This is a genomic window from Marinobacter sp. OP 3.4, assembly GCF_036224885.1.
Lineage (GTDB): Bacteria > Pseudomonadota > Gammaproteobacteria > Pseudomonadales > Oleiphilaceae > Marinobacter.
Window position 1 is genome coordinate 1 of the sequence record NZ_JAVVLT010000106.1, and the last position, 15,761, is coordinate 15,761.

General features: G+C 62.2%; 17 protein-coding genes. 7 read left to right on the plus strand and 10 right to left on the minus strand.

The genetic code is table 11. The features are described from left to right. Positions 1–82: 82 nt before the first annotated feature. Positions 83–1,357: an MCT family MFS transporter gene (locus RO069_RS17865; RefSeq protein ID WP_328189432.1), complete on the minus strand. Its 1,275-nt coding sequence runs from the start codon at positions 1,355–1,357 to the stop codon at positions 83–85. Between the two features lie 181 nt (positions 1,358–1,538). Here RO069_RS17865 and RO069_RS17870 point away from each other — a divergent pair, with 181 nt between their 5' ends. Further along, a complete protein-coding gene (locus RO069_RS17870) occupies positions 1,539–2,396 on the plus strand; it encodes an alpha/beta fold hydrolase (protein ID WP_328189433.1) in 858 nt (285 codons plus the stop codon). Between the two features lie 323 nt (positions 2,397–2,719). Further along, complete coding sequence (gene yghU, locus RO069_RS17875; protein ID WP_328189434.1) at positions 2,720–3,592, plus strand: glutathione-dependent disulfide-bond oxidoreductase; 873 nt, start codon at positions 2,720–2,722, stop codon at positions 3,590–3,592. 80 nt (positions 3,593–3,672) lie between these two features. On the opposite strand, the gene RO069_RS17880 is transcribed toward yghU, so the two are convergent. From RO069_RS17880 to RO069_RS17895, 4 genes are all read right to left on the minus strand, one after another. Next, on the minus strand, positions 3,673–4,158 hold the full coding sequence (locus tag RO069_RS17880; RefSeq protein ID WP_328189435.1) for a hypothetical protein: 486 nt from the start codon (positions 4,156–4,158) through the stop codon (positions 3,673–3,675). An 11-nt stretch (positions 4,159–4,169) separates the two neighbouring features. Continuing rightward, positions 4,170–5,039: a M15 family metallopeptidase gene (locus RO069_RS17885; protein ID WP_328189436.1), complete on the minus strand. Its 870-nt coding sequence runs from the start codon at positions 5,037–5,039 to the stop codon at positions 4,170–4,172. Between the two features lie 188 nt (positions 5,040–5,227). Next, positions 5,228–5,920: a glutathione S-transferase family protein gene (locus tag RO069_RS17890; protein WP_328189437.1), complete on the minus strand. Its 693-nt coding sequence runs from the start codon at positions 5,918–5,920 to the stop codon at positions 5,228–5,230. Positions 5,921–5,938: 18 nt separating this feature from the next. Next, positions 5,939–6,121: a hypothetical protein gene (locus RO069_RS17895; RefSeq protein WP_328189438.1), complete on the minus strand. Its 183-nt coding sequence runs from the start codon at positions 6,119–6,121 to the stop codon at positions 5,939–5,941. Between the two features lie 113 nt (positions 6,122–6,234). On the opposite strand from RO069_RS17895, the gene RO069_RS17900 reads away from it, so the two are divergent. Continuing rightward, positions 6,235–7,161, plus strand: a complete 927-nt coding sequence (locus RO069_RS17900; protein WP_328189439.1) for a LysR family transcriptional regulator — start codon at positions 6,235–6,237, stop codon at positions 7,159–7,161. On the opposite strand, the gene RO069_RS17905 is transcribed toward RO069_RS17900, so the two are convergent. Further along, positions 7,135–7,977, minus strand: coding sequence for a hypothetical protein (locus RO069_RS17905; RefSeq protein WP_328189440.1), 843 nt, complete (start codon positions 7,975–7,977; stop codon positions 7,135–7,137). The two genes, RO069_RS17900 and RO069_RS17905, sit on opposite strands and share 27 nt — an antisense overlap. Positions 7,978–8,182: 205 nt before the next feature. Here RO069_RS17905 and RO069_RS17910 point away from each other — a divergent pair, with 205 nt between their 5' ends. Continuing rightward, positions 8,183–8,896 (plus strand): extensin-like domain-containing protein, encoded by a 714-nt coding sequence (locus tag RO069_RS17910; protein WP_328189441.1) that lies wholly within the window; start codon positions 8,183–8,185, stop codon positions 8,894–8,896. On the opposite strand, the gene RO069_RS17915 is transcribed toward RO069_RS17910, so the two are convergent. Then, positions 8,893–9,675, minus strand: coding sequence for a dioxygenase family protein (locus RO069_RS17915; RefSeq protein WP_328189442.1), 783 nt, complete (start codon positions 9,673–9,675; stop codon positions 8,893–8,895). The two genes, RO069_RS17910 and RO069_RS17915, sit on opposite strands and share 4 nt — an antisense overlap. Positions 9,676–9,702: 27 nt before the next feature. Next, entirely contained in the window at positions 9,703–10,143 is a 441-nt protein-coding gene (locus tag RO069_RS17920) for a DoxX family protein (RefSeq protein WP_328189443.1), read from the minus strand. A 110-nt stretch (positions 10,144–10,253) separates the two neighbouring features. On the opposite strand from RO069_RS17920, the gene RO069_RS17925 reads away from it, so the two are divergent. Next, positions 10,254–11,144: a LysR family transcriptional regulator gene (locus RO069_RS17925; RefSeq protein ID WP_328189444.1), complete on the plus strand. Its 891-nt coding sequence runs from the start codon at positions 10,254–10,256 to the stop codon at positions 11,142–11,144. A gap of 12 nt (positions 11,145–11,156) precedes the next feature. Here the strand turns inward: RO069_RS17925 and RO069_RS17930 are convergent, their stop codons facing one another. Then, a complete protein-coding gene (locus tag RO069_RS17930) occupies positions 11,157–12,383 on the minus strand; it encodes a benzoate/H(+) symporter BenE family transporter (protein WP_328189445.1) in 1,227 nt (408 codons plus the stop codon). A gap of 200 nt (positions 12,384–12,583) precedes the next feature. Between RO069_RS17930 and RO069_RS17935 the strand changes: the two genes are divergently transcribed. Then, on the plus strand, positions 12,584–13,795 hold the full coding sequence (locus RO069_RS17935) for an FAD-dependent oxidoreductase (protein WP_328189446.1): 1,212 nt from the start codon (positions 12,584–12,586) through the stop codon (positions 13,793–13,795). Between the two features lie 20 nt (positions 13,796–13,815). On the opposite strand, the gene RO069_RS17940 is transcribed toward RO069_RS17935, so the two are convergent. Beyond that, positions 13,816–14,478: a TetR/AcrR family transcriptional regulator gene (locus RO069_RS17940; RefSeq protein WP_328189447.1), complete on the minus strand. Its 663-nt coding sequence runs from the start codon at positions 14,476–14,478 to the stop codon at positions 13,816–13,818. Between the two features lie 299 nt (positions 14,479–14,777). Between RO069_RS17940 and RO069_RS17945 the strand changes: the two genes are divergently transcribed. Then, positions 14,778–15,722: a homocysteine S-methyltransferase family protein gene (locus tag RO069_RS17945; protein WP_328189448.1), complete on the plus strand. Its 945-nt coding sequence runs from the start codon at positions 14,778–14,780 to the stop codon at positions 15,720–15,722. Positions 15,723–15,761: the final 39 nt, after the last annotated feature.

Genomic DNA, 15,761 nt, shown 5'->3' on the forward strand with positions numbered 1-15,761 from the left:
CCGGTTTTACCGCCGTCTCCTACTTTTTCACGCTAATCCGCGATGAACCTTTTTTTGGTCGGTCTGCCGTTCCCTCCACCGTCTATTTTTCGGCAGCTTCCGGCTTGCCGAGCGTCGCGACGGCCATGGCCGCCACCAGGTTGACGACGATGCTGCCCACAATGGCGAGCGTGTAGTCCTGGCTCAGGTCATAGGCGTACCCCGCCGCTGTCGGCCCCACCAGGGTACCCAGGGCTACGCTGGTGTAGAGCACACCGATGATGCCGCTGACGTGGCGACCGCCGAAATAGTCCATCACCAGTGCCGGCATCAGGGCGACAAAGCCACCATAGAAGGTGCCGAACGTCAGCCCGAAGATCGCCAGCGGCACCAGGCTGACGGACACCGCCCAGATCACCAGGGTGGCGGCCATGCCGGCAAAGGCCAGGATCAGCGCGGTACGGCGTCCGATCAGGTCGGCCACATTGCCCAGCAGGAAACGCCCGATGGTGCTGCCAACCCCCACCATACCCAGCAGGAAGGCACCTTCACCCGCGCTCATGCCCTGGTCCGTGGCAAAGGGCACCAGGTGGACAAAGGGTACGAACAGACCGAAGGAGGCAATCAGCCCGGCAAAATACAGGGTCAGGAAGGGGCGGCTGCGTATCGCCTGTTTCAGTTCGATGCCCTCGGAAACACCGGACGGGGCGGGCTGAAGCGGTGGCCCGCCGTCCGGCCCCAGGCCACGGCTGCGGGGATCGTTCACGATCAGCAGGGCCATGCTGATGCCCAGCACGGCGGAGAGAACGCCGAGGGTAATGTAGGCGCTGCGCCAGCCCAGGGTGCCGATCAGCAGGGCCGCCAGCAGGGGCATGATCAGGGTGCCGAAGCCGATCCCGCTCACCGCCAGACCGGAGGCAAAGCCCCGCCGGCGCGCAAACCAGCGCTGCACGGTGCCCACCGATGGCACGTAGGCAAAGCCCACCCCGAGGCCGACACCCAGGCCATAGGCCAGGTAGACCTGGAGCAGGCTCTGGGCAAAACCGGCCAGCACCAGGCCACTCGCCACCAGCACCATCCCGATGATGGCCATCGGCCGGGAGCCGAACCGGTCCGCCAGGGGCCCGGTGACCACACCAAGGCCGAAATAGAGGAATCCCGCCAGGGAGAACACCAGCGACACCGCCCCCCGGGATGCATTGAACTCCTGCTGCAGGGCATCCACGAAGGCACTGAAACTGTAGGCGGCACCGAAGCCCACAAAGGTCACGGCAAAGGCGGCGGCCACCACGTACCAGCCATAGAACAGGGGCTGACGGCCGGTGGCCTTGTCGTGCCGGGGATGGGGGGTACTGCCGGCATTATCGGAAGAGGTCATGATCGGATCGCTCTGATGGGTAGGTTGCTGTTGTTTTTATAGGCTTATCTTCGTCCGCGCTTACGGATTGTGCAACCCCGTCTTTTGTTAAGGCTGAAACAGACCATTGACAGCGTCTGCTGAATAGATGATAGTCGTAATATTATAGTATGACGACCATAATTCAATGGGAGGAGACGCCATGAACACTGAACAAACCGCTACTGAACAACCGATGTCCCGGACCGGAGGCCATCAGGCCGATGGGGTTTTCCGGGCCCTGATTACGCCCCAGCGGGTTCCGGCCACCGGGGAGGAACAGGCGCTGCTGGCCAGGGCGGCCCGCTCGCAGGTGCTGCACGGCGAGAATCGACTGGCGGTCTGGCAATGGGGGGATGAAGGTCCCAGGGTCCTGCTGGTTCACGGCTGGAACAGCCGGGCCAGCCATCTGGGCCACCTTATCCAGGCCTTGCTGGCAGCGGGTTACCAGGTACTGGCATTTGATGGGACGGGCCAGGGGGAGTCCGAAGGCAACCGCTCAAACGTGGTGGATCTGGGGCGGGCGGTACTTCGCGTCGTGGACGCCGCTGGTCCGGTGGAGGCGGCAATTGGGCACTCCATGGGCTCACCGGCGCTGCTGTACGCCTTTGCCCAGGGTCTTGAGGTCCGCACCAGCATTCATGTTGCCGGCCCCAGTTCCCTTAGACGGGTGCTGCACCAGACTGCCGCCATGACCGGGCTGGGTGAGGCGCAACGGAATCGCCTGATTGCCCTCATGGAGGCGGAAACAGGCGTGCCGGTGGAAGACATGGAACTGACCCGCCTTGCCCATGGGTTTCGCCATCCGGCGCTGATCCTCCATGACCCGGACGATCGCGAGGTGCCCTTCGGGGAAAGCCGGCACCTTCACGCAGCCTGGCCCGGGGCCACCCTGCACGCGGTTTCCGGGTTGGGGCATCGGCGGATTATCAGCGACCGCGCGGTGATTGAGCTTGGGCTGGAGCACCTGGGGCGGTACCTGCCGGTCAATCGGGCCGTGGCAGAGGAGGTCGGATCATGAACGCCGTGGCAAAAGATACTCCGGTGCCGGCTCCTTAATCCGGGAAAGGCGGGCCTTGCCGATGTCGCGGCATAGGGCGTAGCCACGGAATACGACAACCCTGCCGGAGATATGACGTTGTCAGGGACATTGAAGTCACCGGGTATTCTGGGTGATCCGCATCGGGCCATTCTCCGGTATGTTCTCTTTGTTCCCTGTGTCCTTTAGGATGTGGGGGCGCATGTTTTCCCCGTGGTGCAACCGTTTCGAAATTGCAACGACAGGACAACCCGCCAGGACGGCCACACCACCTTTACCCGGTTATACCAACAAAGGATCCGTGAATGTCTGACGATACCTATACCCCCCCGAAAGTCTGGAAATGGGAACAGCAGGACGGCGGCAAGTTCACCAGCGTTAATCGCCCCATCGCCGGTCCTACCCACGACAAGGAGCTGCCGGTTGGCAAGCATCCGATCCAGCTTTACTCCCTGGCCACGCCCAACGGCGCCAAGGTCACCATCCTGCTGGAGGAGCTGCTGGAAAAGGGCATCAGTGAAGCGGAATACGACGCCTGGCTGGTGAAGATCATGGACGGCGACCAGTTCGGCAGCGGCTTCGTGGAGGTGAACCCCAACTCCAAGATCCCGGCCATGGTGGACCACAGCCAGGACCCGCCCCTGCGACTGTTCGAGTCCGGCTCCATGATGCTGTACCTGGCTGAAAGGTTCGGTGCCTTCCTGCCGAAGGACATCGCCGGGCGCACGGAAACCCTGAACTGGCTGTTCTGGCAGATGGGCAGCGCCCCGTTCCTGGGGGGTGGTTTCGGGCACTTCTACGCCTACGCCCCGGAGAAGTTCCAGTATCCCATCGACCGCTACACCATGGAGGTGAAGCGCCAACTGGACGTACTGGACCGGCAACTGGCTAATAATCGGTACATTGCCGGGGACGAGTACACCATTGCCGACATGGCGATCTGGCCCTGGTACGGCCAACTGGTGACCGGCACCATCTACGATGCTCAGGAGTTCATCGAGGCCCACACCTACACCAACGTCGTCCGCTGGAGTAAGGAGTTGCAGGAGCGCCCGGGCCTGAAGCGCGGCCAGATGGTCAACCGGGTCTGGGGCGACCCCGCCGGTCAGCTACCCGAACGCCATGATGCCAGCGACTTCGAACTGAAGACCCAGGACAAGCTCGACGCGGCGAAATAGTCCGTCGGACAAGTCCCGGCACCGGACGGAGCAGGGTTCCGCTCCGTCCGGTGATACTATCGCAGGCCCGTGATACTCGGTCACTGCTTCCGCGTGCAATCTTCAACCACCAGTGACCCCCTCTCGAACCGGATCTTGACGGGCTCCGGGGCGAACGGCTCGATATGCGCCGGAACTTCCTCCCGGGCAAACGTCACTCGAAGGTATTCGTATACCTGTGGTTCCACGATCGGCCCCTCGTAAAAGTAGGCGGGGCCCTCTTTTTGAAAGGCCAGAACCGAGTATTCGCCGTTATAACCATCAGGGATGGCTTCGGCGTTTTTAGGGGATATAGGGAAGATGGAGATGAAATCAGCCTGGTCATCGGCTTCGAATTCATTCAGATAGTACGACCAGTCTCCGTAAGTTTCCTGCGGGGTTTGCTCGTCCGGCGTGATAACAATCATTACCGGCTGCCCTTTCTGCCACGCTTTCTCAACATCGGCGAACCCTTCCGCCAATGCACTTATTGAACTGAACCATGGTAATACGGCGAACGCCGCCACCAGTTGCATGAACTTTTTCATTGTCGGAACCATCATTTTTTCAACAGAATCGGCTGGCTGCGGGAAATCGAGAGTTGATTAAAAGCAAACTTGAAGTCGTAGTCGTCGCTATCGGGGTTCACCCGTTTGTCAAAGTGGGGTGTGTCCGGGCGACTGAAATTGCCTCCCCAGCGCAATCCGTGTTTGGTCATGGCGTCAATAAACTGAGTTGCCCCCTGCGTTTCATTACCATTCCTGAAATCGCTGGAGGTATTCCAGGAGCCGCCGTCGACAATATTGCAGTCAATGGCATGCCCGATAAGATGTTGGGATTTTGATGCCGGTGGCACCACGGCACCTGACACAGCATTTCCATGTACCCGAAACGCCTGATTGAGGAACACTTTGACTGAGAGTGTGCCGGCGGTCTTATCAGCAAACTTAAGCGATTCCAGGAATCCCAGTGATATAACGATCTCTCCCTGCTGAACTGCTTTGTGGGAAAGAACGCGGAAACCTGATGATAGTTCGATGTTTGCAAAATCGGCTGCCTGAACTCGAATAAGGTCACCCGTTGTTCTGAAATCGCTCTTCAGCCAACGCGATATCTCCTCACAGAGCAATGCATCCAGAGAGGAGGAAAGTGATCCACTGAACCGGTGGGTATCCAGGACTACAGATTGATTGGCGACGCGCTGTGAGTGACTCTTGGCATTCCAGGAGAACATCCGGAGGCTGCGCCCGGTCTTGGGGCCAAATTCGCCATCGATATTACCGGAGTATGTTCCCAGTTCCGCCAGATCGGTTTGCAGCCTTGCGACGTGATTACCGGCTGATGTGCGCCGGGCCCCGCCCCATCGTCGATCCGAATCAGAATCTCCAGAGGTGAGGTTATAACCGCCATAACGGTGTAGCTGCGCCATTTGCGCTCCTTGTCTGTCAGTGAGTCATTCCGTTGATAATTGCACATTAAACATACTTGAAATCGCTATGGAAAACTATTGCGGGGAGTTCAGGTTTGTGGGGCTCTTTGGAAAACCCGAAGATACGCGTGTTCTGCACTGACAATACGGCCCGTTAAACTGGGTTTAGCGGACCGTACCGAGTGGTGTTACCTATCGGCTGGCTTTCGCCGGTCCTCAACGATATGGCCGTAACGGGTGAGATCGTCTTCATGGGCCGGGTCCCGCCAGGGCTCTTCCAGGGCCAGCCTTTCCCATTCCTGCATTCCGGGCAGTGCCAGCATCCGTTGCAGGTACTGCTGACAGTCTTCGGGGGCCTTGAGCTGATAACCCCGGAACCGGAACACCACGGGCGCGAAGAAGGCGTCCACGCCGGTGAACCTGTCGCCCGTCAGGAAGGGGCCGCCGAAGCTGGCCAGCCCCTGCTGCCACAGGGCAAGGACCCGGTCGATGTCCCGTTCCAGTGGTTCGGGCATCGTGCTGAGTTGCACGGTGACACCGACATTCATGGTGCAGATGTCCCTCAGGGTCGCGAACCCGGAATGCATCTCGGCACAGGCACTGCGCGCCCAGGCCCGGGCTTCGCTGTTTTCGGGCCAGACCTCGGGGTACTCTTCCGCCAGGGTTTCCAGGATGGCCAGGGAATCCCAGGCCATGCGGTTGCCGTCCACCAGCATGGGCACCTTGCCGCTGCCGCCCAGGTCGCGGTATTCCTGCCAGGCTTCCTGCTGGCCAAACGGGATCAGGTGTTCATGAAAGTCCAGGCCCAGCTCCCGCATCATGAGCCAGGGCCGCAGGGACCAGGATGAGTAGTTCCGGTTGGCGATGTACAGGGTCTTCATTGTTTGCTCCTTATTGGGTCAGGGGCGCCAGAAAGGCTTGTGGGCCTCGCGGCACAGGGTGCCCCGGGGGACCCCGATGTCCTTTTCCACCAGTGCCTGGTCCATGTCGCGCAGGCGGGTCCTGAGGGCGGCCCGATAGCGACTCCGTTGCCACCATTGGTGGAGTGTGGCGTTCAGTTTCTGGTGAAGTGTCATGGTCATGCTTCCCTCCCAATGGACGTCCGGGTTAAGGTGGAAGCCGGCTTCAGTGCCACATTAGGCGACGATCGGAGATCCGGTCCATCAGTATTTCGGCAACGGGGCGTTCGTAAACCATGAACATGAATAATCTCAAGCTCGACCGGTTGCGGTCGTTTGTACTGGTGGCGGAGGAAGGCAACCTGACCCGGGCCGCACGGCGCCGGCACACCACTCCATCGGCGGTCAGTGAGCACCTGCGGCAACTGGAAGAGACCCTGCTGGTGAGCCTGTTTGAACGCACCCGCCAGGGCATGACACTGACCCGGGAAGGCGAGCTGCTGCTGCCACCGGCCCGTAAGGCCCTGGCGGGCGTCCGGGAAATGGCCGAGCTGGCGGGCCAGCTTGGACAGGCGCGGCCGGTATCCCTGAGCCTGGGCATCAATGCCCCGCCGGAAAAACTGGGCGTCGACCGGCTGATTCGCCAGTGCGCCAGCGACCTGCCGGAGATCTCCCTGGAGTTGCGCACCAGCACCTCAAACACCATCGTTCACCAGGTGCTCCATGGCGAGATGGATTGCGGTTTTGTCTATGGAGACTGGCCGGACCGGCGTCTGTCACTGACACCCCTGATGGATATCGAGGTCTGTGTGGTGGCGCCGACCGGGGTGCCGGCGGATGGGTTTCCGGAGACCGCTGAAGCCATCGCCGACCTGCCCTGGATCTGGCCGTCGGACACCTGCCCGTTCCATGGATTGTTGAAGCAATTGCTGGCAGAGGGTGGTGCCGGCGGGCGTCGGGTGGCCACCTCGGAGGACGAGCACACGGCGCTGGCCATGGTGTCCGCCGGCCTGGGCTATGGGGTTGTGGAAGGGGAGCTGGCCCGTGACTGGCAGGCCCGTGGCCAGGTCACGGTGCTGGAGCGCCCGATGTTCCGGTCGCGGCTGAGTTTCTGCACGCTGGCCAACCAGCATGGAGCGGGCTCGCCGGTTGATCGGCTGGGGCGGTTGATTCGTGAGCAGGTGTTTGCGGCCGGGCTAGAGGGAGTCGGCCCGGGCCGGTAGCTCAAGATGGATGGCCCGTCGGGCATCCAGATTCACGGGCGGTTGGTACACGGCGGAATAATGCTTGCGCACCATCTCCCTGATGAGCCCCTCTGACTTGGTCCTGCGTAGCGCGCGGTTTAGGATCCGGTACAGTTCCTGGCGTTCCGGGGAGACATAGAGGATATGGTCCTTGCGGTAGACCAGGACCAGGTTTTCCTCCACCGCCAGTTCCGGGTATTCGGGCCATTCCTCGGCGATTTCGTTGGCGCCCCGGGGCAGGTAGTCAACGCCCCGGTTGCCGGCGGCGACCATGCGGAACAGCCGTTTCCAGTCCCCATCCAGGCCGGTGACCGGCAGGTCGTTGTGTTCCCAGATCTGGTAGTCCAGCCAGGTCTTGCCCATGCCGGCGGTAAGCTGGCGCTCCCGGAGATCGCCCGGGCTTTCGATACCGTCGTACCGGGATTGCTGGCCCGGTGGGATAAACAGGATGCGCTGGCCGATCAGGTTGTTGGTCATGCCCACTTCGATGGGCAGGAAGCGGCGGTCCCGGCTTGCGGTCTGACCCAGCATCATCACGCTGATATCGCCCTGCTCCAGCATCCATTCCAGGCGATTGTTGGGCATGTTGGAGGCCTGCTCCACGGTGACCTGGTAACCTTCCTGCTCCAGCACCCGGGTGAGCAGGTCTGACAGGTAGTCGAAATCGTTCAGGTCGCCCAGGGTCAGCAGCACGGAAGGGGCGGCATGGGCCGGCCCCCAGGCCAGCACCAGCAGGAATGCGAACAGGGTCGGCCAGCGACGGGCACGACGGCTATGGTAAACAGGAGACTTCACAACACACCTATGTTTACGCGCCGGAGGCGAATCGGCACATGCTAGGTCAGTTGCCGCCGGCGTACAAGTGAGTGCTTCCTTACGGGCTTGTGCACCAGGGTCGGTTGTTGCCATCGATGGTTTTCAGGGATGATGTACGGGGCTCCGCCAGGTCGCCGCAGATGCCGGGCTGGCGGAACGACGGTGTCCGTAAGGGAGCATGTCCTTGTCGAGAGCTGCGCTGATTTTCTGGCTGTTGCTGATCCTGATACTGGTGGCCGTGGATTACTACCGGGCCTGGCAGTATATCCCACCGGAGTGGAACCCCTGGGCCCGGGTGGAACTGGATCATCCCATGACACCGATTACCCGCCTGAAACTCACCGGTCTCCGGGATGACCAGCAACAATGCACGGAACTGCTGGCCACCGCTCCGGACACCTGGCTGGATCACCTGCCCCTGGAGGACTACACCCCGGTGGAATCCTGTCCGCTCACCAATGTGGTGCGGGTCCGTCGAACCAGTGTTGAACTCAGTTCCACCTTTACCGCCACCTGCCCACTGGTGGCGACTTGGGTGATGTTCGAGCAGCGCCATCTACAGCCCCTGGCCCGGCAACACCTGGGCAGCCCGGTGGCACAGCTTGAGCATTACGGGACCTTTGCCTGCCGCAATATCTACCATCGTGAGAACGCGCGGCGCAGTGAGCATGCCCGTGCCGCCGCCCTGGATGTGGCGGCCTTCCGCCTGGCGGACGGTCGGCGTATATCTGTGCTGGACGACTGGGACAATGAGCAGGAGCCGGCCCGGAGCGAGTTCCTCAAGGACGTTCACCAGGCGGCCTGCAATTACTTTGGCACGGTGCTGGGGCCGGACTACAACCAGCCCCACGAAAACCACTTCCACCTGGATACCAGCCGGTTCGGGATCTGCCGTTAAGCAGACGGGGCACCAGACCCGAAGACAAAGCTGTCCATGGACAGCACGCCATGTTCGATACCACCTTCAATCAGCGTTGCGGCTGCGCCTTCGCCGGCCGCCCCCGCCGCTATCAGCAGCGGCAGGAAATGCTCGCTGGTGGGATGGGCCCGGCTGGCATGGGGGGCCTCCATAAGGGTGTTGACCAGGCGCCGGTGATCCCGGGTCAGCACGACGTGGCGTACCCAGTGACTGAAATCGCGGGCATAGTCCGCTGCCTGTTCCCTGCCCCAGTTCACCTCATGGAGATTGTGGGTCAGGCTGCCGGAGCCGACGATCAACACGCCGGCATCCTGCAGGGGGGCCAGGTCACGGCCCAGTTGCCAGGCCGAACGGCTGTCCAGGTCTATCGGCAGGGATACCTGGAACACCGGCACCGAGGCGTCCGGGTACAGGTAGCGCAGGGGTACCCAGGCGCCGTGGTCCAGCCCCCGCTCCGGTTCGGGGGCCGGTTGCCAGCCGGCATCTTCCAGGTGTTCCAGTGCCTGTCGGGCCAGGTCCGGATGTCCCGGGGCCAGATATTGCAGGTCATACAGCGCCTTCTCGAAGCCCCGGAAATCATGGATGGTGGCAGGCGCAGGCGAGAGACCCACCTGCAGTTCACGGGTCATCCAGTGGGGCGACACCACCAGCACGGCAGCCGGCCGGGGCAGTTGCTGGCCCAGCCGGGTGAGGGCCGGGCCCGCCAGGCCCGGCTCCAGTGCAAAGGTGGGGGCGCCATGGGAAACGAACAGGCTCATGGGGGTTACCTCCTCCGGCCAGTGAGATCAGTTGCCGGCCAGCAGGCGGTCTACCGAGGCCCGGCCGGCACCACTGAACAGCAGCGAGACGGAGACCGCCAGCAGGGTCAGGCCGAATTCGTAGCCATTGTTGCTCATGAACAGGCCGTTGCCGATATGCACGCTGAAGATGGCGATCAGCATGGCGAAGGCCAGTACGGCGGCAGCAGGGCGAACCAGCAGGCCCACGATCAGTGCCAGGCCACCGAAGAACTCCGCGGCCCCGGCCAGCAGGGCCATGACGATGCCCGGGCCCAGGCCGATGGAATCCATCCACTGACCGGTGCCTTCCAGCCCGTAGCCACCAAACCAGCCAAACAGCTTCTGGGCGCCGTGGGCCACAAAGATAATGCCTACGGGGATGCGCAGGGCGAGTGCACCCCAGCCAGCGTTGGTGGACAGCAGTTTGTTGATGAGTGCGTTGTTCATAATCAGGTCTCCCAGGTGTGTGTGAACATGGGAGTAGATTATCGGTATCGATATTCGGGATAAATATGCCTATATTGAATTAATTGTTCCTTAAAACGAGACAATCAATCATGGATCGACTGTTGGAAATGCAGACCTTCTGCACGGTGGTGGAGGCGGGTAGCTTTGTAGCCGCGTCCGAGACCCTTGGCGTTTCCAAGGCGGCGGCGTCCCGCTATGTCAGTGAGCTGGAATCCCGGCTGGGGGTCAGGTTGCTGCACAGGACCACCCGACGGTTGTCCCTGACGTCGGAAGGCGAGGTGTTCTATATCCGTTGCCGTGAGCTGCTGGCGTCAGTGGAGGAGGCGGAAGCGGAGGTCACCTCCCGGGGGGATGTGGCCAGGGGCATGCTGCGCATCAACGTGCCGGTCAGTTTCGGGATCAGTCACCTGGCGCCCCTGTGGGGACAGTTCCATGAACGCTTTCCCGAGGTGGAACTGACCATTGACCTCTCGGACCGCACCGTGGATGTGGTGGAGGAGGGCTATGATCTCTCCGTACGTATCGGCATCCTGCGCAATTCCACGCTGGTCAGCCGGCGTATCACCACCACCCGCCTGAAACCCTGTGCCTCGCCGGACTACCTCCGTCGCCACGGCGAACCGACCCACCCCCGGGAGCTGGCGGACCACCGGGTCATCGCCTACAGCTACTTCACCGGCGGCAACGACTGGCCCTTCAGCGGGCCGGAGGGCGAGGTCACTGCCCGCACTCGTCCCTGGATGATCGCCAGCAACGGGGAAACCTGCGTCGCCACGGCGCTGGCGGGTCAGGGCATCGTCCTGCAGCCGGGGTTCCTGGTGAACGAGGCGCTGGAGGCCGGCACCCTGGTGGAGCTGATGCCGGACTATCCGTCCACGGAGCTGGGGGTGTACGCCGTCTATCCGACCCGCAAGTTCGTCACCCCCAAGGTGCGGGCGCTGGTGGACTTCCTGGTGTCTTCATTCCCGGATTCCCTGTAATGCGGGTCGCCGTTATTCCCGGGGACTCCCGGCCTCCGGCTTTGCGGAGGTTGCTGACCGTTTCAGCAATGGGCGTTTGCTGTCGGCGTTCAGGGTGACCAGGGCGAGGACTCCCGCCACCATGCCCCAGAAGGCTGAACCTACGCCGAATAGCGTTACTCCCGAGGCGGTCACCAGGAAGGTGATCAGGGCCGGTTCCCGCTGGCTTTCCTCTTTCAGGGCCGTCACCAGGCTATTGGCAATGGTATTGAGCAGGGCAAGACCGGCAATGGCGAAGATGAATTCCTTGGGGAAGGCGGAAAACAGCGCCCCGACGGTAGCGCCGAAAAGGCCCACCAGCAGATAGAAGATGCCGGCGGCGATCGCGGCCACGTACCGTTTGTCAGGGTTCTCGTGAGCTTCCCTTCCGGTGCAGATGGCCGCGGTGATGGTGGCCAGGTTGATGGTGAATCCACCGAGGGGCGCCAGCAGGACGGTCGCTGTTCCGGTCCAGCCGAGCAGGGGGGACGCGGGAGCATTGAAGCCCGAGGCCCGCAGCACCGTGAGACCAGGCAGGTTCTGTGAGGCCATGGTCACTACAAACAATGGTAGCGCCACGCCGATCAGGGCATCCAGCGTAAAGTGGGGTGTCACCCAGACCGGGGTTGCCAGAGTCAGCTCCACGTTGGAGAAACTGACGTTGCCCTGCACCAGTCCTATTGTGGCCCCCAGTATCAGAGGCACCAGCGTCGCGTAGCGTGGAATCAGGCGGCGGGCCAGAAGATAGGAAACGAGCATGGAAAAGACCAATGGAAAGGCGGTATTCAGTGAGGCAAAGGCGTCGAGCCCGAACTTCAGCAGAATACCGGCCAGCATGCCCGCCGCGATGGACAGGGGGATGCGATTCATCACCCGCTCGAACCACCCCGAGAACCCGGCGATGGCCATCAGCAGCCCGGCCACGATAAAGGCCCCGATGGCGTCCGCCATGGACAGGCCCGAAGCCGCCGTGATGACCATTGCCCCGCCGGGCGTGGACCAGGCGGTGGCAATGGGCATCCGGTAGCGCAGCGAAAGGCCAATGCTGGTGACCGCCATGCCAATGCCCAGGGCGAGTAACCAGGAGCCGATTTCCTCCGGTGAGGCGCCGAGCGTCCGGGCGGCCTGGAAGATAATGACTCCTGAGCTGGTATACCCCACCAGCACCGTGACAAAACCGGCATTGATGGCGGACAGGGACAGGTCCTTGAGAAATTTCATGGCGGATTCCATGTTCGGTCAGGATCGGGAGCCTTGAATAGCAGGCTATGTATCATAGCCGTATCGGCGAGGAGGGCTCCAGGGGAAAATGCCCAGGGGCCCGGGTAAACCGGCGTTTTTCGGTTTCATTCGGTCAGCGATTGTCGTAGCGTATCTGCCAACAGAAGACACAGATCACCGCAGGGGAGAGGGACCTTCCGTTGAAACACCAGCGTATTGCCATCATCGGTGCCGGCACCGCCGGGCTTGCCGCCGCCATCCTGCTTGCCCGACAGGGGCATCAGATCACGCTATTTGAACGAGCCGAATCCCTTGCGCCGGTGGGTGCCGGGTTGCTATTGCAGCCTGCCGGGCTGGATGCCATGGCGGAGCTGGGGTGCCTGGCGTCGATCCGGCAGTATGGCCAGCGGGTTGATGCGCTGTACGGCTGCACCACCGGTGGCCGGGCGATCATGGATGTGGCCTACCGGGACCTGGGCCAGGGGGAGCAGGTGGCCGGCCTGGGGGTGCATCGGGCCGCCCTGTGTCATGTGCTGGATGAGGCGCTGGCGGACCTGCCCCATGAGCGCCGTTTTGGGTGTGAAGTGCTCTCGCTGGGTGAGGCGTCCACCGGCACCATGGTGGCCTTCCGGCAGCAGGGCCAGACCAGCCAGGAAGGTTTCGACGGCGTGCTGGTGGCCAACGGCAGTGCCAGTACCCTGCGCCCGCGATCCCTGGTTCGCTATGACCGCCAGTATCCCTGGGGCGCCATGTGGCTGATCCGCCCGCTGACCGATGGCCTGGCGACCTTTTCGAAGCCGCTGCTGCAACAGCGTTACCAAGGCGCCCACCGCATGCTGGGCATGTTGCCCACCGGCTCGGTGCCCGGAAACGGCGGGCAGCCCATGGTCAGCTTCTTCTGGAGCCTGCCGGTGGCTGACATGGCGCACTGGCAGCAGGACGATTTCCCCCTGGAGCACTGGAAGAAGGATGTCACGGACCTGTGGCCGGAACTGGGGCCGCTGGTGGAAAGCATCGGCTCCGCCCGTGACCTGCTGCCCGCCACCTATCGCGATGTGGTCCTGGACCATTGGGGGGAAGGCCGGATCGGGGTGATTGGCGATGCCGCCCATGCCATGAGCCCGCAACTGGGCCAGGGGGCCAACATGGCCCTGCTGGATGCCGTGGCCATGGCGCGGGCCCTGGCCGAGTGCCGTCGCTGGGAGGAGGTGTGGCCGCATTTTGCGGGCCAGCGCCGGGGTGCCATCCGTTTCTACCAGCGCATGAGTTGGTGGCTGACACCGCTGTTCCAGTCCAAACTCAAGGGTGCCGCTGGTCTGCGGGACCTGGTACTGCCCCTGTCCCGCCAGGTGCCCTGGCTACGCAGGCAGATGGCGGAAACCGTTGCGGGGCGGAAGCAGAAGTGGCTGTAGTTCGTAGCGATCGGGGACGATCAGGGTGAGGTCATGGCTGGCGTTGCCCGGTCAGGGGCCGCTACCGTGACGGTTGGATCAAACACCAGCCGCAGATGGGTGCGATACGCATGCACCTGTTCGATCAACGCCTTGTTGTCGTCCAGCACCCTGGCCAGCACGATGCCGCCTTCCAGGCAGGAGCTGAACATGTCGGCCAGGGTCTCGATGGAAACCGGAACCCGGGCCGGATAGCGCCCGGCGATGACGGTTAACCGGTCGAGCACCATGGTTCGCCATTCCATCAACCCGTCCTTCATACGCTGGCGGACAATATCGTCAAACTGCTGCATTTCGTAGGTAAAGGCCGCCACCAGACACCCGGGGTGGGTGGAAGTCATGCCGCCGACCATCTCCGCCAGCAGGTTGAGGAAAATCAGCAGTCGCTGCAGCGGGTCCTCACTGAGGCTGTCGGCACGTGCAAGCAGGTCCCCAAAGACCTGCTGGTCCTGCTCCAGGTAGCGTTCCACCAGCGCTTCCGCCAGGGCACTCTTGCCGTTGAAATGATAGAAGAAACCACCCTTGGTAATGGCCGCCTTCTCAAGGATGTCCTCAATGGAGGTGCCCACATACCCCTTCTGCAGGATCAGTGATTCCGCCGTGGCCAGAATCCGTTCACGGCTGCTGTTGGTGCGTGTCGCCATCCTTAACTGTACCTCCGGTCCAGTAAAAAAACCTGTCCTGACACCGAACGTGATATCTCCGGGATTAACGATTCTAATTCATTGATTATAAAAAGAAAAAATAATGAGAAAGTCCGTACCCCCGGTCCACTGCTTTCCGGCGCGGGTCCCCCTAGACTGTCTGTTGTCCGGCCGGATATTTCGAATTGCAACATTGTGCAAATAGTAACCGATTAGCGCGGGGAAGGGGAATGTATCCATACCGGTTACGCCTCGGGCGGTACCCCGTGCCATGGCAAACTGCCAAGGAGTGAACGTAAATGACTGCGAAATACCGACACAACCTGCCTCAACTGGGCGACCGGATCTTCCTGCTGGACGGCGGCCTGGAAACCACGCTGATCTTTCAGGAGGGCGTGGATCTGCCCCTGTTCGCCGCCTTTGACCTGCTGTCGAGCGCGGAAGGTGAGCAACGGCTTGAGGATTACTTCCGGCCCTATATCGACATTGCCAGGCAATCCCGGCGGGGGCTGATCCTGGAAACCCCCACCTGGCGGGCCAGCAAGGTCTGGGCGGATCAGCTTGGTTACAGTGCTGAGGAACTGGCGGAGGCGAACCGGCGGGCCGTGGCCCTGGCGGAACGGATCCGTGAACGCCACGAAACCGCGGACACCCCCATGGTGATCAGCGGCTGTATCGGACCCAAGGGCGATGGCTATGACCCGTCCGAGGCCCCGTCCATCGACGAGGCCCGGGCGTACCACCAGGCCCAGGTGGATACCTTCAGCGACTCCGCCGCCGACCTGGTGGCGGCCCTGACCATGAACACCGTTGATGAAGCCATCGGTATTGCCCAGGCGGCGCAGAGCGCCGGCATCCCGTTGGTGATTTCGTTCACCACGGAGACCGACGGTCGCCTGCCCAGCGGGGTGACCCTGGCGGAGGCCATACGTACGGTGGATGAGGTAACCGGTGGCGCACCCGCCTACTACATGATCAATTGCGCCCATCCGGAGCACTTCCAGCAGGCCCTGGACCCGGGCGAGGACTGGACCCGGCGTATCCGGGGGCTACGGGCCAATGCCAGCCGCAAGAGCCATGAGGAGCTGGACGGATCCACGGAGCTGGATGAGGGCAACCCTGCGGAACTGGGACAGCTCTACGCGAGCCTGCGCGAGCGCTTTGGTCACCTGACCCTGTTGGGCGGGTGTTGCGGTACCGATGACCGCCACATTCGGGCCATTGATGCCTGTTGCCGCCACTGACGGTTGCCCGATAGAAAGAAAACCCTCGCTCAGCCGGAG